The organism is Gilliamella sp. LMG 34361, assembly GCF_984569075.1.
This window is the reverse complement of the sequence record NZ_OZ474903.1, coordinates 268,009-293,391: the sequence shown is the minus strand read 5'-3', so window position 1 is coordinate 293,391 and position 25,383 is coordinate 268,009. Positions and strand designations below refer to the sequence as shown.

Genomic DNA, 25,383 nt, shown 5'->3' with positions numbered 1-25,383 from the left:
GTGGAATTTTGTAGGCAGTGGTCAACTAAAATAGATAATGCGATTCAAAAATTACAACCAGTATCATTAATTCGTCAATATGGTCGATTGGTTAAAGCATCTGGACTAGTTTTAGAAGCCGTCGGTTTAAAACTGCCTTTAGGTTCTAATTGTTTTGTTGAACGGCAATTAGAAGGTAAAATCCAAGCCGTTGAGTGTGAGGTTATCGGTTTTAATGGAAAAACCTTATATCTAATGCCATTTGAATCCACTGATGGCATATTATTAGATGCTAGAGTGTATACATCACAGTATGATTTAACCCATTTTAGCCATAAAGTTCTACCCATTGGCATTGGTTTATTAGGTCGAGTTGTCGATGCAATGGGCAAACCTCTTGATGGTAAACCATTACCGGAACATATTGAATTTGAGGGATTAATCAATAAATCATTAAACCCTCTAGCTCGTACTCCAATTCATCAAGTTTTAGATGTTGGTATTCGAGCTATTAATGCCTTATTAACTGTCGGTCAAGGTCAACGAATGGGGCTTTTTGCCGGCTCTGGGGTCGGTAAAAGTGTGTTATTAGGTATGATGGCTCGATATACCAAAGCCGATATTATCGTGGTTGGTTTAATCGGTGAACGAGGTCGGGAAGTAAAGGATTTTATCGAAAATATTCTAGGTGAACAAGGCCTAGCTCGTTCGGTTGTCGTTGCCGCACCAGCGGATGTATCGCCATTATTGCGTCTGCAAGGCGCGGCATACGCAACTAAGATCGCCGAAAATTTTCGCGACCAAGGATTTAATGTGTTACTTATCATGGATTCATTAACGCGATACGCCATGGCACAACGTGAAATAGCTTTAGCAATTGGTGAACCGCCAGCCACTAAAGGATATCCACCCTCAGTATTTGCAAAATTACCCGCATTAGTTGAACGAGCAGGTAATGACGCAACAGGTAAAGGAGCAATTACCGCTTTTTATACCGTACTAACCGAAGGTGATGATCAACAAGATCCTATTGCTGATTCGGCAAGAGCGATTCTTGACGGTCATATTGTTTTATCCCGTTCTCTTGCTGAATCGGGTCATTATCCCGCTATTGATATTGAAGCATCAATAAGTCGTGTAATGACAGATTTAACTAAACCTGAGGATGAAAAAAAATCACGATTATTTAAACAATTATTTTCAAGTTTCCAGCGAAATCGTGACTTGATTAATGTTGGCGCTTATGTAGCAGGAACCGATCCTTTATTAGATAAAGCGATATTACTTTTTCCTGCTATGCAGCAATTTTTACAACAAGGAATTAATGAGCATTGTAGTTATCAAGATGCTTATCAACAATTAGTTAATATTGTTGATCAAAACGGAGAAGTTAGGAAAGAATAATGGTTAATCAATATAATGGTAAATTAGCCTTTTTAACATTAAAAAAGCTAGCTGAAAAATCAGTCGATGACAATTTGATTAAATTAAAACGTATGCATGATAATAAGCTTAATACGCAATCACAACTAGATGTTTTAAATAATTACTATAACGAATACCAGCAACGCCTAAATAACGCACTAACAAATGGCATTAAAGGATCTGAACTTAGTAATTTTAACGCCTTCATTAACGCCATAGAGCAAGGTATAGTACAACAGAAAAAGTTATTATTAACTTTGGATATAAAACAAAAACAACTTACTAATGAGCTTAATCAATCACAAAAAAGTCTCAATACTTATACTACTTTGCTAGATAAACAACATAAAGCGCATTTAGTACAGCAAAATCGTTTACAACAAAAACTAACGGACGAGTTTGCTCAGCAGCAATTTGCAAGGAAAATACAGAATGAATATTAATCCGTTTAGCATTACTCCATTGATATCATCTCAATTATTAGAATTAAATGATAATAATTTATCGGTTATTGAGAGTGACTTTTTTCAACAGTTATTACAATTCAATGACAATGAAAAACCACAATTAGACAAGCAAGATAACGAAGATGTAGCTGACTTACTCCCAACGCTTAAAGAGGAAAAATCCAATAAAGAAGATAAAAACGATAGTGATGCATTAATTACGTTGTTTGTTCCACCATTGTTAAATTCACAACTTGAACAACCATCCACGTTGTTGATAGCAAAGGAGCAATTAACTGAGCAAACTGAGCAAATAGATAATAACAAACCTTTATTGGAAACTAATCTAAAAAAAATTGATAGACTATTAGAGGTCAATCCATCTGAGGCGGATAAGCAACTTATTGATATTGATCGCGATATTGCTTTTGATAACAAAGCCTCAGAAATTCTTACCTCAATTAATAATAGTGAACAATTAATCACCAAAACAAATGAACATAACGACAACAATTTGCTACCGACTAAAAATATTGAACATCAAACAACCAAAAGTACAAATTTATTCGAAACGGTAAAAACTGAACAAATTTCGCAAGAAAGTCATCCTAAAAATATCGAGACAAGTGTTGTTAATACAGTTTTAGAACAATCTATCAATGATAATCAATCTGATAGTAATATTACTAATTCTCATCAAGAATCGACGTTATTAACAACTGTAGTAAACGGCCAGGTTCCATCGCCCTCTTCACCATCAGTAGCTGTTGCTCAATTAAATATGACTTTACCCATGCCAATGGATATTGCTAAATGGCAAGCGTCATTAAATGAACAAATTAGTTTAATTACTCGGCAGGGTATTCAAAATGCGGAAATAAAATTACACCCGGAAGAATTAGGCTCATTACATATTAAGTTAGCAATGATAGATGAGAAAATGGATCTTCATATGACCGTTGCTCATAATGTGGTTAAAAGCGTTTTAGAATTAGCTTTGCCACAATTAAGAACTTCACTTGAAGAACAGGGCATTACATTACAACAAACAAATATTAGTGATTCTTCAATGATGGATGATTCCAAACAGTCGACATCTTATAGGCAAAAACAACAATTTGAACCTGAACTATTTTTAGATGACGAAAAACAAGCTAAACAAGAATCTAGCCATAATACGGATGTTATTCAATCAGGATTAAGTATTTTTGCCTAAATAATAGTTATGACAATGATGCGAAGGGTTGATAATTGAGAATTAAAAAGATTGAATAAGTACTGTTTTTATTGCCTATTCATTGAATTAATTCTTAAACGATGATTTATCATTTTTACGTTTTTTGGCTATTCAAACAGCTATAGCCATTTCATTTAATTTCACTGAGACGATAATAAATATGCCAACTAACAAAAAAAAAATAAGTATTTTAAATTTAATACTTATTCTAATTGCATTATTAGCAATCGGTTTCGCTGCTTATTTATGGTTTAACAAGCAACCTAACAAGACGGCTGAGATAAAAAAAGAGGAGCCGGAAGTGTTAGCTCCAGTCTTTTTAACATTAAAACCATTTACCCTTTCACTACCACCTTCTGAAAATAATTTAGAGGCAAATAAAGTTCTATATATTGGTATGGTATTACGAATTGCAGACGAAGAACAAAAAAGCGTATTGTTAGAATATCTACCAGAAATAAGAAGTGATATATTGTTGTTAACATCAAAACAGTATATTAATAATTTAAAGACAGAGTCCGGCAAGCTTGAATTAAAAGAACAAATAAAAGCAGCATTATCTCGTCAATACGATGCAAAACATTCAATAAAAATTGATGAAGTGTTATTCACCGATTTCATTGTAAGGTAATTATTATGTCAGATAAGCTTCAATCTAATACCGATACAAGTGATCCTCTAGTTAAGGATCCACTAGATGCTTCAGTCATAGATACGGATATTGAGATAGATACTAAATCTACTAATAATACAGAAGAAGCAGAACAAAGTTATCAACCACCGTTAAATAAACGAACAGAAGTTAAACCTTATGATATATCAGTTAAACATAGCTTTATTCCTGAACGATTAACCGCTTTAGAGATTATTAACGAACGCTTTGCGCGTCAATTTAGAATTGGGTTATTTAACTTACTACGCCATAATACTGATATTATTACATCTGTCATTGAACCTAAAACGTTTAAAGAGTTTTCTCAAACTTCGATAAACAACCATTTAAATTTAGTCCATCTTAACCCTCTACGAGGTAGTTGTTTATTTTCATTTTCACCCGAACTAATATTTATTGTTGTTGATACCCTTTTTGGCGGCGATGGTCATACTATCAATGTTGGATCTGAAGGCCGAGAATTTACCCATACCGAACAAGAAATTATTAGACGTGTATTAAATATTGCCTTACACGCGTATCAAAATTCTTGGAATGATGTTTACAGTATTGAAACCGAATACGTTCGTTCTGAAGTAGAGAGCAAATTTACTAATATTACTAGTTCACCTGATGATGTTGTTTTAGTTTCATCATTTACGGTTGAAGTTGGTAGCTTAAAAGCAAATTTTTCTATTTGCATTCCTTATACAATGGTTGAACCAATCAAAGAGCTATTAATTAAACCACCTATCGAAGCTCAATCTTATAAAGATGATAATGTCTGGATTAGTTCACTTACTAGTGGTATTAAACAATCAACCGTCGAATTAGTCGCTAATTTTGCTGACATTCAAACTACAGTTGCCAAATTATTAGCATTAAAAGTAAACGATATTTTGGATATCGAAAAACCCACTAGCATTGATGTTACCATTGGTGGTGTACCGGTGTTAAAAGGCCGTTACGGTAGTATGAATAAACAATATGCAATTCAAGTAGAGCAAATAAGTAGTCCTGTATTAGAACAATTGAATGAAGGGGAGTTCAATCAATGAGTGATAGCCTAAATAATAATGACGATAGCCAACCAAACGATGTAGTAGTTGATGATGAATCTTTGACTAAAGAGGTTATTTTCGAAACCTTATCACCAGAATCAACTGATGTAAAAAAACAAGATATTAATCTTATTTTGGATATTCCAGTTAATTTAAGCGTTGAACTTGGTCGAACCAAAATGGCCATTAAAGATCTCTTAAATTTAACTCAAGGATCAGTTATTTCCTTAGATGGTTTAGCCGGTGAACCATTAGACATTCTCATTAATGGTTACTTAATTGCACAAGGTGAAATCGTTGTTGTTGGTGATAATTATGGTGTAAGAATTACCGATATTATTACCCCTTCAGAACGTGTACGTAGATTAAGTCGTTAACTGTAATTAATGAGACAATAATGACCGTTCCAACTATAACCGACAGTGTACAGACATTCTCGTCTAACTCAACATCTAGTATATATAGCCAACTTGGTATGGCATTTTTTAGTGTAATTGCTATTATTTTATGTTTAGGATGGATAATAAAACGGATAGGTTGGAAAAAATCTAGCAAACAATTTATTGAAATTAAAGCAATATATAACATAAGTGCCAAAGAACGTATTTTACTAGTTCATGTAGATAACCAATTATTGGTAGTTGGCGTTACCGCCCAACAAATGACGTTACTACATACTATAAGTGAACAAAAAACGGAAATGTTATTAAATGATCGAGTTGATGTTGAACAAATATCAAAAAATAATCTTTTTAAGCAGCTGTTGCAGTCTGTGTTAAATACCAACAAGAAGGAGTAATTCATCATGCTGCGGTTAAAACTCATTATATTACTAGGCCTCTTGTTTGTTGGCCAATATAGTTTTGCCGCATTATCACCGTTGACGGTTGTTACTCAAACACCTCTTGAAGATGGTCAAAGTTGGTCGTTACCTGTTGAAACTTTAGTTTTTTTAACTCTACTAACTTTTATCCCTATTATTTTATTATTAATGACGAGCTTTACTCGGATCATTATAGTATTAGGCTTATTGCGCAGCGCACTTGGCACTCAATCTGCACCACCGAACCAAGTCATATTAGGCATTGCATTATTTATGACGTTTTTCATTATGTCACCTACAATTGATAAAATATATCAAGATGCTTATGTTCCTTATTCGCAAGAAAAAATTACTATGCAAGAGGGTTTAGATAATGCAACTAAACCGCTTCGTGAATTTATGTTAACTCAAACTCGAGAAAGCGATTTGGCATTATTTGTAAATATGTCACATACTGATGATATTCAAACTCGAGAAGAGATCCCTTTGCGAGTTTTAGTCCCTGCGTTTGTAGTTAGTGAACTAAAAACGGCTTTTCAAATTGGTTTTACGCTGTTTATTCCTTTTTTAGTCATTGATTTAGTTGTCGCTAGTACTTTAATGGCATTAGGGATGATGATGGTACCCCCAGCAACAGTATCACTTCCATTTAAAATTATGTTATTTGTAATGGCTGATGGATGGCATTTATTGTTAGGCTCATTAGCGCAAAGCTTTTTTAGTTAACTTGAAAAGTTAAGGAATTATATGGAGTCAGAATATATTAGTCATTTCGCGATGCAAGCCATCAAAGTGGCGGCATCACTTGCTGGCCCTTTATTATTAGCAGCGTTAGTGACCGGATTAATTATCAGTTTGCTACAAGCAGCAACACAGATTAATGAGATGACCTTATCTTTTATTCCGAAAATTTTAGCTGTTATTGTGGTATTAATTATTTTAGGTCCATCTATGCTTACAACAATGACCGACTATATACGTTTTGTCATTACCTCTATTCCAAACTTAACTAGTTAACTTTAATGGATTTAGCTATTCAAGAACTGTTTAATATTGATTTTTTTGCTTGGGTTCGATCAAGTTTCCTTCCTTTTGTTCGTATTTTTGCTCTAATTATGGTCGCACCTATTACCGGCGAAAAAGAGGTCCCTAGTCGCATAAAAATAGGTTTAGCCATACTAATAGTCATAGTTTTACCTTTACCTCAGTTAGACAATAATCTTACTATCTATTCGTTAATGGGCATTTGGATTATTGCTCAACAAATAATGATTGGTATCATAATTGGTTTTACCATACAACTTACATTTATGGCGGTTAGATTTTCAGGCGAGTTAATTGGTATGCAAATGGGATTAGGTATGGCTACTTTTTATGATCCTATTGGAGGACCGTCTACTTCGGTGTTATCGCGTTTAATAAATATTATCGCATTATTAATATTTCTCAGTTTAGATGGCCATTTATGGTTACTTTATGGTTTAGCTAACAGTTTTAATATTATCCCTATAAGTCTTTATCCTTTAAGACAAAATGGCTATTTAGAATTAATTGAGATAAGTGGTTTACTGTTTACTAATGGTATTATGTTGGCATTACCATTAATGACACTATTGCTTATTATTAATCTATCGTTAGGCTTGTTAAACAGAATCACTCCACAACTCTCTATTTTCGTAGTCGGCTATCCACTTACATTGTTCTGTGGGTTAATAATGTTAAGTTACTTAATCTCGTCTTTACCTTCGTTTATTGAATTTATTTTAGAGCAGATATTTTCATCTATTTCACAAATTTTACTCTATCTTGGTGATACTTCTTCTTAGCAAAATAATTCTTAATGGCTATCTATAATTTTTAATAAAAAAGTTGAGGAATGGGGTTTTTTAATGCCTAAATTAACCTTAATTGACGCTTCATAGATTTAAAATTTGCTTATAGCCAATAAAAAAACCGCTGCGTAAACTAAAGTTACACAGCGGTTATTAAGAAAAAGTTAATTAAATAATTTATGGAATTGTAAGCCTATCCAATCCCAAATTCCGCCGAAGAATCCTGTTTCTTCAACATTTTCAAGTGCTACTAAAGGTAGTTCATTGATAACTTTATCATCCAATAAAAATTGGATTTTACCCACTGCAGTTCCTTTGGTAATTGGTGCATAAATATAATCATCAATGGTGTATTGTACTTTAACATCTGCTGAGCGACCTTTTGGTACTGTGATATATGCACCATTAATTGCACCTAACTTAACTTTATTTTCATCACCATACCAAATTGACTCAATAGCTAATGGATCATTTGGTTTAACAGGATTTGCCGTTTCAAAAAATCGGAATCCCCAAGTAAGTAATTTTTTACTCTCTTCTTCACGACCTTTAAATGTTCGACCACCAAGCACGGCTGAAATTAAACGAGTATTACCATCAACCGCTGATGCAACAAGGTTATAACCAGCTGCATTAGTATGTCCGGTTTTGATGCCATCTACATTTAATGTAGTATCCCAAAGTAATCCATTACGGTTCATTTGTGGTTTAGAAAGATTGTAGGTAAATTCTTTTTCTTTATAAATCGCATATTCTTTTGGTAAGTCACGGACTAACGCTTGACCTAATAATGCCATATCTTTAGCGGTGGTATACTGACCTGGTGCATCAAGCCCGTGTACGGTTTCAAAATGAGTGTGTTGTAATCCAATTTTTTTCGCATATTCATTCATCAAATTAACAAATGCACCTTGGCTACCAGCAACATGTTCGGCCATGGCAATACATGCATCATTACCCGATTGAATAATGATACCTTTATTTAAATCAGACACTGAAACAGTTTTACCTACTTCTAAAAACATTAATGACGAGCCTTTTAATACCGGGTTGCCTGTTGCCCAAGCATCTTTACTGATCAGTACCATATCGTCATTTTTAATTCGGCCTGATGCTAATGCTTGACCAACAACATAACTTGTCATCATTTTTGTTAAACTTGCTGGATCACGTTGTTGTTCAGCATTATATTGCGCTAAAATTTCGCCAGATTTGGCATCAATTAAGATGTATGCTTCAGCATCTAATTGTGGGATAGCTGGAATAGGAAAAGCCATCTCTGCAGAGGCAGAAGAACATATTGCGAGCACCAACAAGCCAAAAGATAATTTAAATTTCTTTTTCATTTATAAAAATTCCGTTAAATGTTTTTAGATAACATGTATCGATGAGTGTGAATAGACATCATAATGCCAAAACTTGCCATTAAAACGACTAATGATGAGCCACCATAACTTATTAATGGTAATGGTACACCAACTACTGGCAAGATTCCACTGACCATACCGATATTAATAAATACATAAACAAAAAAGACCAAAATCAAGCCTCCAGAAAGGATTCGACCAAAGGTCGTTTGTGCTTGGGAGGCAATAATCAAGCCACGAACAATTAAGCATAAGAATAAGACTAGTAAGATAATAGAGCCAATAAAACCAAACTCTTCAGCAATAACTGAAAAGATGAAATCGGTATGCCGTTCAGGCAAAAATTCTAGCTGTGATTGAGTACCTTTAAGCCAGCCTTTGCCCCATATTCCACCCGATCCTATTGCGGTTTTAGATTGGATAATATGATAGCCTGTACCATTAGGATCGCGTTCTGGATTAAATAAAGTTAATACTCGTTCACGCTGATAATCGTGCATTAGGTAAAACCACATAATCGGTAAGAATATGGCCATCAATATCAACGCAACAACGATAAATCGCCAATTAATTCCAGCCAAGAAGATAATAAAAATACCTGACATAACAATTAAAATAGCAGTACCTAAATCTGGTTGCATGGCCACCAATAGTGTTGGCACACCAATAATTGCTAATGTTTGCAAAGTGGTTTTTAGTGGTGGAGGACAGCCATCACGATGAATAAATTTGGCTACCATTAGAGGAACGGCAATTTTAGCGATTTCGGACGGTTGAAAGCGAATAACACCTAAATCTAACCAGCGCTGAGCACCTTTACTGGTATAGCCAAAAATATCAACTAATAGCAATATAACAATGCAGACAATATAGAGTGAAGGAGCCCACTTTTCATAACTTCGTGGTGAAAATTGGGCAAAGACAATCATTACAAAAAAACCAAGTAATATTTGAATCACCCTTTTTTGCATCATATCAATATCTTGACCACTAGCACTCCATAAAATATAAAGACTATAACCAAGGAGTAAGGTTATAAATAAGCAAAAAAGCGGATCAATATGTATCTTTTGCCAAAAAGATCTCTTAATATTATTCATAATTAATCTTCATGTCCTGTATTGGATGATCCATCATCTAATTCTGTTGAGTTAATTCCTTCAAGATAATAATCAAGTATTTTACGTGCAACCGCACCACCATTGGAGCTTCCTCCACCACCGTTTTCAAGTACAATAGCTAAGGCTATTTTCGGTTTATCATAAGGTGCGTAAGCAATAAACAAAGCATGGTCACGTAGATGTTCTGGTATTCTATGCGCGTTATAGGTTTCGTTTACTTTTAAACTATAAACTTGAGCGGTACCTGATTTACCGGCGGCTTGATATTTTGCCCCCGCAAAAACTTTACGAGCTGTACCTCGCGCACCAAACATTACTCGATGCATACCTTCTTTTGCTAATGTCCAATAGGCCGGATTAACATCGACTAAACTGTTTTTTTCAACATATTTAGACGGATCAATCGTTGGTTGGTTTTGGTTGGTATTGATAATATCGCTCTTTTTATATAATAAAAAATGTGGTGTAAAGGTTTTACCGTTATTAATTAGTGTCGTTAATGCTTTAACCATTTGCATTGGTGTTGCTGTCCAATAACCTTGACCAATACCAACCGGAATAGTGTCGCCTAGTAACCAAGATTTTTTATGGCGTTTCATTTTCCATTCACGACTAGGCATGACTGCTCGCGTTTCTTCACTTGGCGAAATATCAATACCGGTTCGCTCACCATAGCCAAACTTGGTCATCCATGAATTTAAGCGATCTATGCCCATATCATAAGCAACTTGGTAAAAATAGGTATCAACCGATTCTTCAATCGCTCGTAATACATCTACATGGCCGTGCCCCCATTTTAGCCAATCTCGATAACGTCTTTCTGTACCTGGCAGTTGCCACCAACCCGGATCATTAATTACGCTTTTCGGTGAAACAACGCCTTCACTTAATGCTGCTATCGAAATAAATGGTTTAACCGTTGAAGCAGGCGGGTAGGCACCGAGTAAGGCCCGGTTATAGAGAGGTTTACTTGGATCATTAAGTAATTCGCTATATTTTTTACTGGAAATACCATCGACAAAATCGTTTGAATCATAACTTGGGCTTGATACCATTGCTAATATTTCACCATTATTAGGATCAATAGCAACGACTGATGCTTTACGTCCTGCAAGCAGAGATTCAATATAGAGTTGTAATTTAAGGTTAATAGATAAATAGATATCTTCACCTGCTTGAGGTGGGTGTTGTTCAAGTAAACGAACAATACGGCCTCGGCTATTTACTTCAACTTTTTCGTTACCTGCCGTACCGTGTAATACATCTTCGTAATAACGCTCAATCCCCATTTTACCAATGTTGAATGTAGCCACGTAATCACTAGCTTTATTTTCTTCTTCTAGGCGTTGTTTATCTTGAGTATTTATTTTAGATATATAACCAAGAATATGGGTAAGCGACGCGCCATATGGGTAATATCGATGTTGAATTTTAACAATCGATACAAACGGGAAGCGATGCTGATCTACAATAAAACGCGCTATTTGTTTTTCGGTTAGATTTTCTTTTAGTGGTACGGGTCGATGAGCTCGATAATTACGGCGTTCCTTTTGGAAATTCTCAATATCTTCATCAGTTAAATCAACAATTTTTTTTAATTGTTCAAACTGTTCGTTAAGGTTTTTGGTTTTATCAGGAACAATATTTAATTGATAGGTAATATTATTTATCGCCAATGGCGTACCATTACGATCATAAATCATTCCACGACTAGGCGGAATAGGGATAATTTCGATCCGATTGTTGTTTGATTTGGTACTATAATAACTAAAGTTTGATATTTGTAAATCAGCTAAATTGGCTATTAATACAAAGATTAATAAAATAATTACCACAAATGCAAACAGCGCTCTACGCAAAAATAAGTTTGTTTCTGCCGAGTGATCGCGAATATTGCCTTTTTTTGTTTCACCTGAAATAGAGATAATCTAGCTCCTCTAAATTATGGTTGCTTGTGTTCTTTATGTTCTTTATGTTCTTTATGTTCTTTTTGTTCCCATTTTTCATAAGCATTAACAATTCTAGCCACGACAGGATGGCGAACCACATCTTCACTCTTGAAAAAATTAAAACTAATATCATCAACATCGCTTAATACTTCTATCGCGTGGCGTAATCCCGATTTTTGATGACGTGGTAAATCTATTTGGGTGATATCACCAGTTATGACAGCTTTAGAATTAAAACCAATGCGTGTTAAAAACATCTTCATCTGTTCTATTGTTGTGTTTTGGCTCTCATCTAGAATAATAAATGCATCATTAAGTGTACGCCCACGCATATAGGCTAACGGTGCAACTTCTATTACACTTTTTTCAATCAGTTTTTCAACTTTTTCAAAACCAAGCATTTCAAATAAAGCATCGTAAAGTGGACGTAAATAAGGATCGACCTTTTGACTTAAATCACCTGGTAAAAAACCCAGTTTTTCACCAGCTTCAACCGCTGGACGTGTTAGCACAATTCGTCGAACTTGCTGTTTTTCCAGTGCATCAACTGCTGCAGCTACCGCTAAATAGGTTTTCCCCGTACCAGCCGGACCAATACCAAATGAAATGTCATAATCTAATACATGGGCAATATATTGTGCTTGATTAGGCGTGCGTGGTTTTATTACACCTCGCTTAGTCTTTATCATCACTTGTTTACTGCCATACAAATCAACATAGGAAGGTAAGTGCTCATTAGCTTTTTCTAGTACACCTGATTCTTTGATTGCTAAATGAATCTGTTCCGGCTCGATATCGACAATCTTATCTTTTACTTTAGTTTGCTTATAAAGCGATTGTAAAATTTCTGTTACCGCTTTGGCACAAATTGCATCGCCAGTAATAGCAAATAGATTGCCACGATGGTTTATTTCAATACCCAATCGGCGTTCAAGTTGTTTGATATTGTCATCATAAGGACCACAAAGACTATTAAGCCGCTGATTGTCTGCTGGTTCAAGCATTGTTTCATATGTCATAATATTCAAAGATATGTCCTCAAATTGTTTATTTTAATTACCAATACGCCCTTCACATAAAGGACATTTTTCAACACCTTTTAGGAAATCCATATTGCAATTATGGCAAGTAACAATATTGCCACTAACGACATTATCCACCGCGCTAGTTGCTTGGTCGTTATCTAATCCTTGGCTTTTCAATTTATTTACTAGCATAGAAATCGGCGTCCCACTTTTTAACTCTTGTTCAATATAAGAGGCAACTTGCTGTTCAAATGTTGGCGGGATATAATCTAAAACCTTTTCATTATAATCTGTATTACAATGTTGGCACTTAATATATCGACCTAAAGTTTTATAATCAAAAATAGGTATGAAAAATAGCGTAAAATATTTAGCTACTTTTATTTGTGTATATTGATGCTGCTTTTCATCACCCGTAATATTTTGTTGTGCACAACAGTTTGGACAATTAAATTGCCCTGTATTTTCAGTGACTTCACGTCCTTTGTTACCAAATATAATAAACATTTTCTTTTCCTTACTTATCCATTATCATCTTTTATTATTATTTTAATTACTCTACTTTTTATAATTATGGTTGATAAATACCAACGCCTAAATTATTTTCTTTACGAGTACGTGATATAACCGATATTGGTGATTCACTTATCCGTAAATCCATTTGATCTTCCGTTCTCACTACTTTACCACGCAACGAGTTAGGATAAACATCGGTAATTTCAACATCAACAAATTTACCAATCATATCTGGATGACCTTCAAAATTAACAATACGATTATTTTCTGTTCGACCAGTTAACTCCATAAGATCCTTTTTAGATGGGCCTTCAACTAAAATACGTTGTACGGTATTTAACATACGACGACTAAATTGCATGGCTTGTTGATTGATTCGTTCTTGAAGAATGTAGAGTCTTTGTTTTTTCTCATCTTCACAGACATTATCTTCCATTTCAGCAGCTGGTGTACCTGGGCGAGCTGAATAGACAAAGCTATAACTTAAGTCAAAATTAACATCAGCGATTAATTTCATGGTTTGCTCAAAATCTTCTTGAGTTTCACCTGGGAATCCAACTATAAAATCTGAACTAATTTGAATGTCAGGGCGAACTTTACGTAATTTGCGAATAATTGATTTATATTCAATTGCCGTATGAGTTCGTTTCATTAAATTTAAAACTCGATCAGAACCACTTTGTACCGGTAAATGTAAAAAGTTAACCAGTTCTGGCGTATCACGATAAACATCAATAATGTCATCTGTAAATTCAATTGGATGGCTAGTGGTAAAACGAATACGATCAATACCATCAATAGCAGCAACTAAACGTAATAATTCAGCAAAAGAACAGATATCACCATCAAAGGTTGGTCCGCGATAGGCATTTACGTTTTGTCCTAATAAATTCACTTCACGAACACCTTGTTCAGCAAGTTGAGCTATTTCATAAATAACATCATCACAAGGTCGACTTACCTCCTCTCCTCGGGTATAAGGTACTACACAATAAGTACAGTATTTGTTACATCCTTCCATTATGGATACAAATGCCGTTGGGCCTTCACTACGTGGTTCGGGTAGACGGTCAAATTTTTCAATTTCAGGAAAACTCACATCAACCACATGTTGGCCATTACCACTGCGAATTTGTTCGATCATTTCTGGTAAACGGTGAAAGGTTTGTGGTCCAAAAATAATATCAACAAAAGGCGCACGTTTACGAATATGGGCACCTTCTTGTGATGCCACACAACCACCAACACCAATAATAATATTAGGATTATGCTGTTTTAAATTCTTCCAACGGCCTAGTTGATGAAAAACTTTTTCTTGGGCTTTTTCTCGAATAGAGCAAGTATTTAAAAGTAAAATATCCGCTTCTTCAGCATTTTCTGTTAAGGTTAAACCATGAGTGGATTCAAGGAGATCTGCCATTTTGGTTGAATCATATTCGTTCATTTGGCAGCCCCAAGTTTTGATATGTAATTTTTTGCTCATCAATAACTCAGCTATATTTAATTGTTAAAATGAAAACGGGTTTAAATCCGCGATTTTAGCGAGCCATATTGTAATCCTTTGTGATTGTAGGGTCTATAATAAATATAAAAAACTATATTTATTGCTTTATATATAAAAAATAAACAATTAGTAATATATTTATCGAAAAAACAACTGATTATGATAATCATTCTGTTTATTTTATGTTATTATTCTCGCCTTATTAATATTTTTAACAATATAAGTATTTAGGTATGTCAAAAACATTTAGTCCAACAAAGCGCTTTTTAATTAAAGGCATTATTGCGACTTGTTTATTGTCTGTCACTCGAGTTGGCTTTGCTGCGGCAATGGCTCAGGTTATTGCTGTACGTGTTTGGCCATCATCAACTTATACACGAATAACGTTAGAATCAAACGCTAAACTTAACTATAAACACGCAAATTTGTACAATCCCGATCGTATTGTTATTGATATTAATAATCTTAATTTAAATCCAACTCTAAAAACGATTTCAACAAAAGTACTAAGCCGAGATCCTTTTATTAAATCTATTCGTGCGTTGCAGTTAGATCCGAAAACTGTTCGTTTGATGATTGAATTAAAACAAGGTATTGATCCAAATACATTTACACTACCACCAATTGCTGAATTCAAACATCGATTAGTCGTTGATCTTTATCCATCTAAACCAGCTATAACTGATGATGATCCCCTTTTAGCACTCTTAGAAGAGTATCAAAAAGGCGATCTCAATAAAAAACAATCTCAAATAAAATCACCATCCAATAAGAAGAAAAATTCACCCATTATTGTTATGCTTGATCCGGGTCATGGTGGTGAAGATCCTGGCGCTATTGGTTATAAAAAGACTAGAGAAAAAGATATTGTGTTGCAAATTGCTCGACGCACTTACAATTTGCTAAAAAAAGAACCCAATATCAAAGTATATATGACTCGTAATGAAGATGTATTTATACCTTTAAAAGTTCGCGTAGCGAAAGCGCGATCTTTACATGCAGATCTATTTATTTCGATTCATGCAGATGCTTTTGCTAATCGCTCTGTTAAAGGCTCATCGGTATTTGCTTTATCAACCCGTGGTGCCAGTAGTTCAGCAGCCAGTTATTTAGCACAAACCCAAAATGATGCCGACCAAATAGGTGGGGTGAGTAGAAGTGGTGATAAATATTTAGATAATACGATTTTAGATTTAGTACAAAAAACAACGTTATCTAATGGGGTATTATTAGGTTCAGCTATTTTAAATCGAATGAAAAACGTGAATAAACTACACAAACCATCGATTGAAAAAGCGGGTTTTGCGGTATTAAAAGCGCCAGATATCCCATCAGTTTTAGTTGAAACAGCCTTTATTAGTAATATCAATGAAGAGCAAAAACTTAAGACCGCTTCTTTCCAAAATCAAGTATCTAAAGCAATAGTTGATGGTATTAAAGATTATTTAAAACGTCGTAAAAATTGATCTAATAATTTTTTAGATCAATTTTACCTTTACTCAATGATCATTAATTGTCGTTCAGCATTTAATTCCGGAATAGTCAGTTTAATATTTTGTTTAAGAGTAAACCCTTCAGGGATCGCATCAAGATCGCTACCTTTTAATGCGTAAAATGATCCTTGCTGGTTAGGAAGATGTTTACACCAAGTTAGCATATCTTGCAAAGAAGCAAATGCCCGGCTGATGACTCCATCAAATTTTTTCTCATTATATTCTTCTATACGGCTTTGAATAGGTTGAATATTAGTTAATTTTAATTCAAATTGAACTTGTTTTAAAAAACGAATTCTTTTACCTAAACTATCCACCAGATCAAATTGTTTATCTGGATTAATTATTGCTAAAGGGATCCCAGGTAATCCAGGGCCAGTTCCCACATCAATAAAAGTATTGCCAACCAAATAAGGTGAAACAACTAAACTATCCATAATATGTTTAATTAACATTTCACTAGGATCGCGCACTGCGGTTAAATTGTAAGCTTTATTCCATTTATTAAGCATTTCAACATAATCGATCAGCAGATCAATTTGCTGTGAAGTGATCGAAAGATCCGTTTGATCAATAAGATTAATGAGTTTCTTTTTTAACATAGTTTTTCTTTTTTAAATAAACTAATAACATTGAAATTGCCGCTGGCGTAATGCCAGAAATACGTGAAGCTTGGCCAATTGAAACAGGTTTATGCTGTTTTAATTTAGCAACGACTTCATTAGATAACCCTGATATTTCTGTATAATCAATGTGCTCAGGTATAAGGGTTTCTTCGTTTCGTTTTTGTCTTTCAATTTCTTCAATCTGTAATTTTATATAACCATCATATTTTACTTGTATCTCAACTTGTTCAGCGGCTTGAGTATCAGTTAAACCAGGCGCAAAAAGCGATAATGATTGTAGTGTTTTATAGCTCATTTCAGGGCGTTTCAGTAATTCTTCACCATTGGCTTCTTTGGTGAGATTAGCACTTAAAACAGCATTGACTTCGTCAATGGTTTCAATATGAGGGTGAACCCAAATATCACGAAGGCGTGCTCTTTCTTGTTCAATAGCTTCAAATTTTTCATTAAATCGTTGCCAACGATAATCATCAACCATGCCTAATTGTCGGCCTATTTCAGTTAAACGAATATCGGCATTATCTTCACGTAACATTAAGCGATATTCAGCACGCGAAGTAAACATACGGTAAGGTTCATTTGTGCCTAAAGTACAAAGATCATCAACTAGCACCCCTAAATAAGCTTGATCGCGAGTAGGGAACCATTGATCTTGATCATATACAAATCTTGCCGCATTTAAACCTGCTAACATACCTTGAGCAGCAGCCTCTTCATAGCCGGTAGTGCCATTTATTTGACCCGCTAAAAATAAACCTTTGATCACTTTGCTTTCTAAAGTTGGTTTAAGATCACGCGGATCAAAATAATCATACTCAATAGCATAACCAGGTCTTACTATATTCGCATTTTCGAGTCCTTTCATACTACGGACAAAGGCTAATTGCGTATCAAACGGTAAACTGGTCGAGATCCCATTAGGATAAATCTCATTACTATCTAATCCTTCTGGTTCTAAATAGATCTGATGAGAATTACGATCAGCAAAACGCATTATTTTATCTTCAATAGACGGACAATATCGAGGGCCAACACCTTCAATCACACCTGTGTACATAGGACTACGATCTAAGCTATTTCGAATGATCTCATGGGTTGTTTCATTAGTACTTGTTATATAACAAGGGATCTGTCTAGGATGCTGCTTAGCATCGCCTAAAAATGAAAATACAGGCACTGGATCATCACCATATTGAGTGCCTAATTTCGAAAAGTCTATTGTTCTGGCATCAATACGTGGTGGTGTTCCTGTCTTTAATCGTCCCATTCTAAATGGATATTGATGTAAAGATTTGGACAAACCGATCGAAGCGGGATCGCCGGTTCTACCACCACTATAATTATCTAAACCTATATGGATCTTACCATCTAAAAAGGTACCTGTTGTAAGTACGACAGCTTTTGCTTTAAAAGAGACGCCCATTTGGGTAACAACACCGATGATCTGATCGTTTTCAATGATCAGATCTTCAACTGATTGTTGAAATAACATTAGGTTTTCTTGGTTTTCAAGTGCTGTTCTTATTACTTTACGATATAAAGATCGATCCGCTTGAGCACGAGTAGCTCTTACAGCTGGACCTTTACTGCTGTTTAAGATCCTAAATTGGATCCCTGAAAGATCAATAGCATGAGCCATCAATCCACCCATAGCATCAATTTCTTTGACTAAATGTCCTTTACCTATCCCACCAATAGCAGGATTACATGACATTTGTCCTAACGTATTGATATTATGAGTTAAAAGTAATGTTTTTCTGCCGATTCTAGCTGACGCCATTGCTGCTTCAGTTCCAGCATGACCGCCACCAACAACGATGACATCAAAAAGATCTGGGTAAAACATATAAAGCCTCGTTTTTCATTTTAGATGATCATTATTTTGATCAAGCGATTTAGTTCTATTTAGCGTAAGGAATTGTACTCATCTTTTTTATTACGTCAAATGATCTATTTTGATCACGATCTAAATAAAATAAGATCTTTTATATGATCTTTTTATTTTTACTATTATTAGATCGGATCTTTTTTGTTGATAACCATTTTTTGTGATTATTTTATAGGATCTTATCGATCGTCTAATGCTGTTAATTGATCGGATCTTTTTTTTATTAAACTTGTTTATAACTATCTTATTTATCCACAGTATTTATTTCAATTAAAGTTATTAATGCGATCATAACAGCTTATGATCGTTGTTTATCACAGAGTTATCCACAAAAAATAAGTTTGTTTGCCTAAATTTTTATCTTTTATTGTTTATAAATTAAGCATGCTTACTTGAGTTAATTAGAGGATCTTAGTTATAAACAATTTATAATAGTAAAAGTTGTATAGATAGAAATATTGTTATGAGTATTAAATAGTTTTACAAAATTCAAAATAAGATAGTCGGTCGAACTTGGCGCCATAAACCAACTTATCCTGTTCTACCGAGTTGGGAGACTGAATTTGTCAGCACTAAGGGAATAATTGAGTGTATAGATTTAGAAGAAGAGTATGATTATTTTGAATTTGTTTCTCAAAGTGCAACTGAACATAGTATAATAGTATAATTAGTGCTCATACTCATGTTGTACATCATTATTCTAATTTTGAGGATTTAAAAAAACACGTCTTAGCAAAAGAAATTAATCCTTTTTTAATTAAGGCTAATTTTGTGAATGTTCAAATTGATGGTGTTATTTATCGAGGTTGGATAGATGATTGCTCTTTTCAAGCGGGTGAAGAAGTCGCTGTTATAGCGCAGTGGCAAGAAGATCATTATGAACTTTATACCTGACGAAAGGATTATTAGTATATGTCCTAATTGCAGTAAAGTGCGAATAGCTTATTTAATCCATCAAGCTAAATCGACATTATTTATTATCCTTTTTTTATGATTTTTTTAATATTCTTTATATGTTAGCTTGGGGCAGTGTCTATCAACTACTTCATTTAACAGCTAAATATATCTCTTTTAATGAAACCTATATTTTTTGGTAGTAGTATTTTTTGTTGTATTTGTATGATTATTGAATCTATACCTAATTTTAATAAAAAAGCAAAAATAGCCGAGAAAATTTTTAAAATTTTAAATCTGCCGAAAATAGCTAGAATGGATTTAAGACGTTTTACTAATAAAAAAGTCGCTAAATTAAAACAAAAAAAGCAGCATAATTGTATGAAACCTTCTAAAATGTTCTATCCTGGAAAAGATGAAAATAATTTATTTTATTATTAATGAATAATAATAAGTTAAAGTTTATACCTAAATAGCATTTTAGCTATGTTACTATTCGGTTTTTTGTAGGTTAACTAGTTTTTATATATCGATTTTTAATAGTTGCTTTTGCTAGCTTGTTTAGTTCTCTATAAAAGTGATTGATTTTTGTGAAAGCAAATTTATACTTAGTACGATTGTATTTTTATTGTGAGGTTATTTTATTACTCTTTCACAGTTGCCCTTACCTTTTATATTACCTAATAACGAAACGTTTGATAGTTTCTATGTAGGTGATAATCAGCTATTGTTTGATTCTCTGCAAACCTTACTTGATAGGAAAGGTTTTAATGTCTTTTATATATGGTCAGCAAGTGCTGCTGGTCGTACGCATCTATTACATGCTTCAAGCCAAAATAAATTAGCCAGTTATATTCCTTTAAAACAACATTTTTTATTAGTACCTGAGATTTTACAAGGTTTAGATAATTACGATTTGGTTTGTTTAGATGATATTGATGCAATAGCAGGTCATCGTGACTGGGAAGAAGCTATATTTGATCTATTTAATCGTTTAACTGAAAAGAGCGTTAGTAAATTATTGATAACTGCTAGTGCACCTCCGAAACAAATTCCTTTTATATTACCTGATTTAGCATCTAGATTAACGTGGGGACAAGTTTATCAGTTAAAAGAGTTAAACGATGAGGATAAGCTAAAAGCTTTACAACTTAGAGCAAAATTAAGTGGATTTGAGTTATCAACAGAAGTTGGTTTATTTTTGTTAAAACGTGTTAATCGTGATATGCGTACTTTGTTTTCTTTGATGGAAAAGTTTGAAGTTGCAACGTTAGCTCAACAACGTAAATTAACCATTCCTTTTATTAAACATATTTTGGATTTATGAAATGATAAAAAAACCTGAAGCTATCGTTTTTTTCGATTTAGATGGCACTTTATTCAATAAAGATGTAGATGTGTTACCTAGTTCTTATGATGCAATTAGAAAGCTGAAACAAAATAATATTATACCAATGATTGCAACAGGTAGGACACCACCTGAAGTTGTTGGTTTGATGAGAGATACGGGTATAGATTCAATTATTGGTATGAATGGCCAAGTTGTTATTTATGAAAAGGAAGTCGTTTTTACTAATAATATAGATAAAAATGTTATTACTCGATTGTATGAATATTCAATAAGGGAAAATAATATTCCTTTGGCTTTTTATAATTATAAAATGATGCGAGTATCTGAAAATGGTCAACCTGCACAAAAATTTTATCACCATTTAAAACAAGATGTTCCACCTGTTGATGATCAAATCTATTTAAAAGAACCTATTCAAATGTTGTTATTGCTTTGTGAGCAAGGAGAATCACCTTATCGAGAAGTCTTTCCTGAATTAACATTTATTCGTAACACACCTTACTGTGTTGATGTTTTTAATCATGGTGGATCTAAAGGTAAAGGGATTAATGAATTATTAAAAACTAAAGGTTTTGAGGATGTACCTACTTATGCATTTGGTGATGGTATGAATGATTTTGAAATGTTCTTAACTGTTGATCATCCAATTGCTATGGATAATGCCGTTGATGCCTTAAAAAATGAAGCTGAATATGTCACTGATAACAATAATAATGATGGTATAGCTAAAGCATTAAAGAAATTTGGATTAATTTAAAGATAAAAAAATCATCTAATTGTTTAGATTAGATGATTTTAAGTTTGATTATATTATTTTTATTTAGTGGTGTTGTTTAAAACCAACATTGTTGTTACCAAAGCAATTGTCATAGTCAAATCCAGTTAACTCTTTAACTAAACTTCTTATTTCTGGTGTTGCGTCTTCTTTTTTACCACCATTTTTTAATCTATCAATTTCTTGAATAATAAGTGCATGAGTCGATTTGTCTAATTTCATTCGGTAAGTGAAGAAGATACCTAATAATGCCATTCCACATACACCAAAGACTAATACTAAGTTAATTGCAGTAACCGTACTTTCTGGTTGAACAGCATCTACACCAGATACAAAACCAGAGTATTTCAATACAATACCTAAGACAAAGACGATAGTTGCACGCATTAATTTACCAGCCATGGTCATGGCACCAGCATAGATACCTTCGCGACGTCTTCCTGTTAGTACCTCATCGATATCTGCTAAGAAGGTGTATACGCTCCAAGGAATATAATAAACACCACCAGTTCCTAATCCGAACCAAATAGTAATACCAATAACAATCCAGGTAACATGTGGCATGTTAAAGTAGTAGACACCGATATAGCCGATTACCGAGGATATTACGATTAATATTGCAATTACAAATGGTCTTTTGAATCCACGTTTTACACACCAAGCCATAAAGAAAGCAGTTGAAATTAATTGGCAGATACTACTTAAACTATTCATTTGTGAAACAAAGGTTTTTGGTTGTCCTAAATTAAATACCACGAAATAAGTAAATGTTGCCGCAAATAACCATTCAGCACCAAAGCCAAATAGGTACATTCCTAAATGATTTCTAAATGTTTTTAAACGGAAGGTTGAAAAGACATCAGAGAATAATTTAACAATACTTTCTAGAAGACCAGAGGTTGTTTCATCTTCAATTTCATCAACTGATTTTTCCCAACTGTTTAAGTAAAGTAGAATCAATGCAATCGCCATGATAGATGCATAAGTAATACCTGTTAATAAGAATGGTAGTGGTGAGTCTTTACCATCAAATAGGTAGAAAAATACACCTGGGATAGCGGCAGCTAAGAAGTTAGCTACTTTACCAAACATCGCTTTTGAACCCGCTAAATAAGTTCGTTGATCGAAGTTTTTGGTCATCTCTACCGGTAAAGTATTATATGGGATCATAATCATGGTATAGATGAATTCAAATAAAATATAGGTAGTTAAGTAGTACCAGAAATTCATGCCATCTACCCAAAGTAATGGGTAAATAATCATACATGGGATAGCAAATAAGATGAAGAATCGACGGCGACCAAAACGACGTCCTAGTTTTGTATGATTAAAGTTATCAGTAATAAATCCCATTAACGGATTTAAGATAACATCTAGATAAGTTGCAATAGAAAAAATTAATGTTGCTTGAAAAGCCGAAAGTCCACAAAAAGTTGTATAAAAGTATAATAACCAAGCCGCACTAATTGCTAGAGCACCACTACCTATCAAATTACCACTACCATACGAAAATCGAGTTAGTGTGGTTATTTTTTTCTGATTATCAGCCATAAATTTATTTCCTTTAATAATTATGAAATACTGTTTTAAAATTATTATCGAAATAATACTAAATTTATACAAGTTTATTTTAATTTTTTTTAAGAAATGTGACGTTGGTAACAAATTATTTTGCTTTATAAGTTAAATATATTAATATTATTTTAAATAAAATGATAAATATCAAATATATATTGTTTTTTTTGAATTGTTTTCTGAATTTGTGATCTTATTAACAGAAAAAAATAATAAAAAAATAAAAAATATAAAACATGATTTCAAAAAATAATTTTTAAAATTTAGGAAAACAATAATGCGTCAATTTAAATTAAAAAAAATACCGCTTTTAATGCTTCTGTCTAGCTTCCCTATTTATTCCTTTGCTGGTCAAACAACATTTCAGTATGAACATAACTGGAAATCAATGGATAGAATTCATGGTGATACTATTAAGTTAATTCATAAGACCGATGATAGTTGGCAATATGAATTCAAATTTGGTGTTACAGAAGGTGGTGGAAATAAACGTGATGTTTTGTATGATGATATGCAAGGTGGTTCGGGCGGTGTTGTCGTTCAAAAAACGTTTACGCTTGAAGACGGCTGGGGTTCAATTATTCCATCATTAGAATTAGGATTTAGTAAAGATTCAACGCTTTATCAACCTGGATTAAAATATAGTTATAAAATTAATAATGATTGGTCGACAAGTTTACGTTATCGCTATGAATGGAAAAAAATATCTCATGCTGAACGTTATAAAACAGCGAAAGTATCTGGTCAAAAAGTTAAATATGTTGCAAGTAGCAATACAGGAAGGAACCGTTTAGATTGGGCATTAATATATTCTGGCATTAAGGCATTTAACTTTAATTATACCTTTAATTATTATATTGGTGATTATACCAACAATTCTTATAAGGCCTTGAAGAAAGGTTTTTCTAAAAATGAATATAAAGCTTATAACAATAAAAAAACGGATTATGAGCAAGAATTTAAAATTACCTATAATTACTCCAAATTATTCCGTCCTTATTTTTCTATTTCTGATGTGTCAAAAAATAAAACCACAGATACAAGACAAGCTAAGTTTAAAGTCGGTTTCAATTATGCTTTTGGTCAATCAAATAGTAAAAATTCTGATTTTGCTTACAAAACCTATTTTAAATATGCGCATCATTATGGTTTAAGCTCGCATTATCATGGCGATAGCTTTGGTTTATATACTGATTTTGATAAAAAAGGTTATGTTGGTATTAGTGTAAATACCTATAACCAATTGAAAAATAGATTATTTTTTGATGATGTTGTTTCAAGCCATTATCAACTATATGGTGGTTACAATTTTTATTTGGCTGATCAGTGGGTACTGACTCCAAATATGGAAGTTAGATTCTATTCTGGTGGTGGTTATAAAGCAAAAAGTGAAGAAAACTTACCTCATTATCAGTTGGGTGATGTGAGTGACTCACAACGTCCAGGTGTTCGTTATTCTCCAGCTTTAAAATTGACTTGGTTACAAAGTGATGATGTATCGTTTTATAGTCAATATCGGTTTGAATATCGCAAAGTTTCAAGAAGTAAACGTGAAGATAGTGTCCAAGGTTATGTTGATAACCGAGCGCGTAATCGTTTTGATATAGGTACTGATATTAATTTATCTCCAGATTGGAATGTTGGCTATCGCTTCTCATATTTAAAAGGAAATTATGTATTACATAATGATAAAAAGCATGATTATCAACAAGAATTAGATATAAATTGGCAAGCAACTAAAGCTTGGCAGGTTAACTTGGCTGCTGAGGATGTGGCGAAAAGTCTCCACTCTGACGCACGTGAAGCTAAGTTAGCACTAGGATTATCTTATCAATTTTAATCAA

Annotated in this window: 25 protein-coding genes; 16 read left to right on the top strand and 9 right to left on the bottom strand. The window is 33.5% G+C overall.

From position 1 onward, the window contains the following. The 10 genes from fliI (at position 1) to fliR (ending at position 7,449) form a co-directional block, all read left to right on the top strand. On the top strand, positions 1-1,383 hold the full coding sequence (fliI, locus tag AC5LXI_RS01510; protein ID WP_493443223.1) for a flagellar protein export ATPase FliI: 1,383 nt from the start codon (positions 1-3) through the stop codon (positions 1,381-1,383). Continuing rightward, positions 1,383-1,847 carry a flagellar export protein FliJ gene (gene fliJ, locus AC5LXI_RS01505; protein WP_493443222.1) on the top strand — a complete coding sequence of 155 codons (465 nt, stop codon included), beginning with the start codon at positions 1,383-1,385 and terminating at the stop codon, positions 1,845-1,847. Before fliI ends, fliJ begins: the two co-directional genes overlap by 1 nt. After that, complete coding sequence (locus tag AC5LXI_RS01500; protein WP_493443221.1) at positions 1,837-3,066, top strand: flagellar hook-length control protein FliK; 1,230 nt, start codon at positions 1,837-1,839, stop codon at positions 3,064-3,066. The genes fliJ and AC5LXI_RS01500 overlap by 11 nt, the downstream gene beginning before the upstream one ends. A gap of 181 nt (positions 3,067-3,247) precedes the next feature. Continuing rightward, on the top strand, positions 3,248-3,718 hold the full coding sequence (locus AC5LXI_RS01495; RefSeq protein ID WP_493443220.1) for a flagellar basal body-associated FliL family protein: 471 nt from the start codon (positions 3,248-3,250) through the stop codon (positions 3,716-3,718). Between the two features lie 5 nt (positions 3,719-3,723). Continuing rightward, positions 3,724-4,797 carry a flagellar motor switch protein FliM gene (fliM, locus tag AC5LXI_RS01490; RefSeq protein WP_493443219.1) on the top strand — a complete coding sequence of 358 codons (1,074 nt, stop codon included), beginning with the start codon at positions 3,724-3,726 and terminating at the stop codon, positions 4,795-4,797. Beyond that, positions 4,794-5,177 carry a flagellar motor switch protein FliN gene (gene fliN / locus AC5LXI_RS01485; protein ID WP_493443218.1) on the top strand — a complete coding sequence of 128 codons (384 nt, stop codon included), beginning with the start codon at positions 4,794-4,796 and terminating at the stop codon, positions 5,175-5,177. Before fliM ends, fliN begins: the two co-directional genes overlap by 4 nt. Before the next feature lie 20 nt (positions 5,178-5,197). Then, complete coding sequence (fliO, locus tag AC5LXI_RS01480; RefSeq protein ID WP_493443217.1) at positions 5,198-5,599, top strand: flagellar biosynthetic protein FliO; 402 nt, start codon at positions 5,198-5,200, stop codon at positions 5,597-5,599. 6 nt (positions 5,600-5,605) lie between these two features. Beyond that, entirely contained in the window at positions 5,606-6,349 is a 744-nt protein-coding gene (gene fliP / locus AC5LXI_RS01475) for a flagellar type III secretion system pore protein FliP (RefSeq protein ID WP_493443216.1), read from the top strand. Positions 6,350-6,370: 21 nt separating this feature from the next. Then, positions 6,371-6,640 (top strand): flagellar biosynthesis protein FliQ, encoded by a 270-nt coding sequence (gene fliQ, locus AC5LXI_RS01470; protein ID WP_493443215.1) that lies wholly within the window; start codon positions 6,371-6,373, stop codon positions 6,638-6,640. Positions 6,641-6,645: 5 nt separating this feature from the next. Further along, the gene (fliR, locus tag AC5LXI_RS01465) at positions 6,646-7,449 is read left to right on the top strand and encodes a flagellar biosynthetic protein FliR (protein WP_493443214.1); all 804 of its coding nucleotides are present in this window, start codon (positions 6,646-6,648) and stop codon (positions 7,447-7,449) included. 170 nt (positions 7,450-7,619) lie between these two features. Here fliR and AC5LXI_RS01460 read toward each other — a convergent pair whose 3' ends face one another. From AC5LXI_RS01460 to miaB, 6 genes are all read right to left on the bottom strand, one after another. Beyond that, complete coding sequence (locus AC5LXI_RS01460) at positions 7,620-8,801, bottom strand: serine hydrolase (RefSeq protein WP_493443213.1); 1,182 nt, start codon at positions 8,799-8,801, stop codon at positions 7,620-7,622. Positions 8,802-8,815: 14 nt separating this feature from the next. After that, positions 8,816-9,922, bottom strand: coding sequence for a peptidoglycan glycosyltransferase MrdB (mrdB, locus tag AC5LXI_RS01455; protein ID WP_493443212.1), 1,107 nt, complete (start codon positions 9,920-9,922; stop codon positions 8,816-8,818). Positions 9,923-9,924: 2 nt separating this feature from the next. Continuing rightward, the gene (gene mrdA, locus AC5LXI_RS01450) at positions 9,925-11,862 is read right to left on the bottom strand and encodes a penicillin-binding protein 2 (protein ID WP_493444227.1); all 1,938 of its coding nucleotides are present in this window, start codon (positions 11,860-11,862) and stop codon (positions 9,925-9,927) included. 23 nt (positions 11,863-11,885) lie between these two features. Further along, positions 11,886-12,920, bottom strand: coding sequence for a PhoH family protein (locus AC5LXI_RS01445; RefSeq protein ID WP_493443211.1), 1,035 nt, complete (start codon positions 12,918-12,920; stop codon positions 11,886-11,888). Between the two features lie 24 nt (positions 12,921-12,944). Beyond that, a complete protein-coding gene (locus AC5LXI_RS01440; protein WP_493443210.1) occupies positions 12,945-13,424 on the bottom strand; it encodes a zinc-ribbon domain-containing protein in 480 nt (159 codons plus the stop codon). 64 nt (positions 13,425-13,488) lie between these two features. After that, positions 13,489-14,916, bottom strand: a complete 1,428-nt coding sequence (miaB, locus tag AC5LXI_RS01435; RefSeq protein WP_493443209.1) for a tRNA (N6-isopentenyl adenosine(37)-C2)-methylthiotransferase MiaB — start codon at positions 14,914-14,916, stop codon at positions 13,489-13,491. A 254-nt stretch (positions 14,917-15,170) separates the two neighbouring features. On the opposite strand from miaB, the gene AC5LXI_RS01430 reads away from it, so the two are divergent. Next, complete coding sequence (locus AC5LXI_RS01430; protein WP_493443208.1) at positions 15,171-16,403, top strand: N-acetylmuramoyl-L-alanine amidase; 1,233 nt, start codon at positions 15,171-15,173, stop codon at positions 16,401-16,403. A gap of 29 nt (positions 16,404-16,432) precedes the next feature. On the opposite strand, the gene rsmG is transcribed toward AC5LXI_RS01430, so the two are convergent. Both rsmG and mnmG read right to left on the bottom strand, forming a co-directional pair. Next, positions 16,433-17,032: a 16S rRNA (guanine(527)-N(7))-methyltransferase RsmG gene (gene rsmG / locus AC5LXI_RS01425; protein WP_493443207.1), complete on the bottom strand. Its 600-nt coding sequence runs from the start codon at positions 17,030-17,032 to the stop codon at positions 16,433-16,435. Then, entirely contained in the window at positions 17,010-18,902 is a 1,893-nt protein-coding gene (gene mnmG, locus AC5LXI_RS01420; RefSeq protein ID WP_493443206.1) for a tRNA uridine-5-carboxymethylaminomethyl(34) synthesis enzyme MnmG, read from the bottom strand. Before mnmG ends, rsmG begins: the two co-directional genes overlap by 23 nt. Positions 18,903-19,715: 813 nt before the next feature. On the opposite strand from mnmG, the gene AC5LXI_RS01415 reads away from it, so the two are divergent. The 4 genes from AC5LXI_RS01415 (at position 19,716) to AC5LXI_RS01400 (ending at position 21,946) form a co-directional block, all read left to right on the top strand. Continuing rightward, positions 19,716-19,838: a hypothetical protein gene (locus AC5LXI_RS01415; RefSeq protein WP_493443205.1), complete on the top strand. Its 123-nt coding sequence runs from the start codon at positions 19,716-19,718 to the stop codon at positions 19,836-19,838. A 225-nt stretch (positions 19,839-20,063) separates the two neighbouring features. Further along, the gene (locus tag AC5LXI_RS01410) at positions 20,064-20,279 is read left to right on the top strand and encodes a hypothetical protein (RefSeq protein ID WP_493443204.1); all 216 of its coding nucleotides are present in this window, start codon (positions 20,064-20,066) and stop codon (positions 20,277-20,279) included. A gap of 202 nt (positions 20,280-20,481) precedes the next feature. After that, on the top strand, positions 20,482-21,165 hold the full coding sequence (gene hda, locus AC5LXI_RS01405; RefSeq protein WP_493444226.1) for a DnaA inactivator Hda: 684 nt from the start codon (positions 20,482-20,484) through the stop codon (positions 21,163-21,165). Position 21,166: 1 nt separating this feature from the next. Beyond that, positions 21,167-21,946, top strand: a complete 780-nt coding sequence (locus AC5LXI_RS01400) for a Cof-type HAD-IIB family hydrolase (protein WP_493443203.1) — start codon at positions 21,167-21,169, stop codon at positions 21,944-21,946. A 63-nt stretch (positions 21,947-22,009) separates the two neighbouring features. Here AC5LXI_RS01400 and AC5LXI_RS01395 read toward each other — a convergent pair whose 3' ends face one another. Beyond that, a complete protein-coding gene (locus tag AC5LXI_RS01395) occupies positions 22,010-23,515 on the bottom strand; it encodes an MFS transporter (RefSeq protein ID WP_493443202.1) in 1,506 nt (501 codons plus the stop codon). 301 nt (positions 23,516-23,816) lie between these two features. On the opposite strand from AC5LXI_RS01395, the gene AC5LXI_RS01390 reads away from it, so the two are divergent. Then, a complete protein-coding gene (locus AC5LXI_RS01390; RefSeq protein ID WP_493443201.1) occupies positions 23,817-25,379 on the top strand; it encodes an oligogalacturonate-specific porin KdgM family protein in 1,563 nt (520 codons plus the stop codon). Positions 25,380-25,383 lie beyond the last annotated feature (4 nt).

Bases quoted from the DNA above. Each gene is read 5' to 3' on its own strand.
- fliJ (WP_493443222.1), top strand. From the start codon at position 1,383: ATGGTTAATCAATATAATGGTAAATTAGCCTTTTTAACATTAAAAAAG.
- AC5LXI_RS01500 (WP_493443221.1), top strand. From the start codon at position 1,837: ATGAATATTAATCCGTTTAGCATTACTCCATTGATATCATCTCAATTA.
- AC5LXI_RS01495 (WP_493443220.1), top strand. From the start codon at position 3,248: ATGCCAACTAACAAAAAAAAAATAAGTATTTTAAATTTAATACTTATT.
- fliM (WP_493443219.1), top strand. From the start codon at position 3,724: ATGTCAGATAAGCTTCAATCTAATACCGATACAAGTGATCCTCTAGTT.
- fliN (WP_493443218.1), top strand. From the start codon at position 4,794: ATGAGTGATAGCCTAAATAATAATGACGATAGCCAACCAAACGATGTA.
- fliO (WP_493443217.1), top strand. From the start codon at position 5,198: ATGACCGTTCCAACTATAACCGACAGTGTACAGACATTCTCGTCTAAC.
- fliP (WP_493443216.1), top strand. From the start codon at position 5,606: ATGCTGCGGTTAAAACTCATTATATTACTAGGCCTCTTGTTTGTTGGC.
- fliQ (WP_493443215.1), top strand. From the start codon at position 6,371: ATGGAGTCAGAATATATTAGTCATTTCGCGATGCAAGCCATCAAAGTG.
- fliR (WP_493443214.1), top strand. From the start codon at position 6,646: ATGGATTTAGCTATTCAAGAACTGTTTAATATTGATTTTTTTGCTTGG.
- AC5LXI_RS01460 (WP_493443213.1), bottom strand. From the start codon at position 8,801: ATGAAAAAGAAATTTAAATTATCTTTTGGCTTGTTGGTGCTCGCAATA.
- mrdB (WP_493443212.1), bottom strand. From the start codon at position 9,922: ATGAATAATATTAAGAGATCTTTTTGGCAAAAGATACATATTGATCCG.
- AC5LXI_RS01440 (WP_493443210.1), bottom strand. From the start codon at position 13,424: ATGTTTATTATATTTGGTAACAAAGGACGTGAAGTCACTGAAAATACA.
- miaB (WP_493443209.1), bottom strand. From the start codon at position 14,916: ATGAGCAAAAAATTACATATCAAAACTTGGGGCTGCCAAATGAACGAA.
- AC5LXI_RS01430 (WP_493443208.1), top strand. From the start codon at position 15,171: ATGTCAAAAACATTTAGTCCAACAAAGCGCTTTTTAATTAAAGGCATT.
- rsmG (WP_493443207.1), bottom strand. From the start codon at position 17,032: ATGTTAAAAAAGAAACTCATTAATCTTATTGATCAAACGGATCTTTCG.
- mnmG (WP_493443206.1), bottom strand. From the start codon at position 18,902: ATGTTTTACCCAGATCTTTTTGATGTCATCGTTGTTGGTGGCGGTCAT.
- AC5LXI_RS01410 (WP_493443204.1), top strand. From the start codon at position 20,064: ATGATTATTGAATCTATACCTAATTTTAATAAAAAAGCAAAAATAGCC.
- AC5LXI_RS01400 (WP_493443203.1), top strand. From the start codon at position 21,167: ATGATAAAAAAACCTGAAGCTATCGTTTTTTTCGATTTAGATGGCACT.
- AC5LXI_RS01395 (WP_493443202.1), bottom strand. From the start codon at position 23,515: ATGGCTGATAATCAGAAAAAAATAACCACACTAACTCGATTTTCGTAT.
- AC5LXI_RS01390 (WP_493443201.1), top strand. From the start codon at position 23,817: ATGCGTCAATTTAAATTAAAAAAAATACCGCTTTTAATGCTTCTGTCT.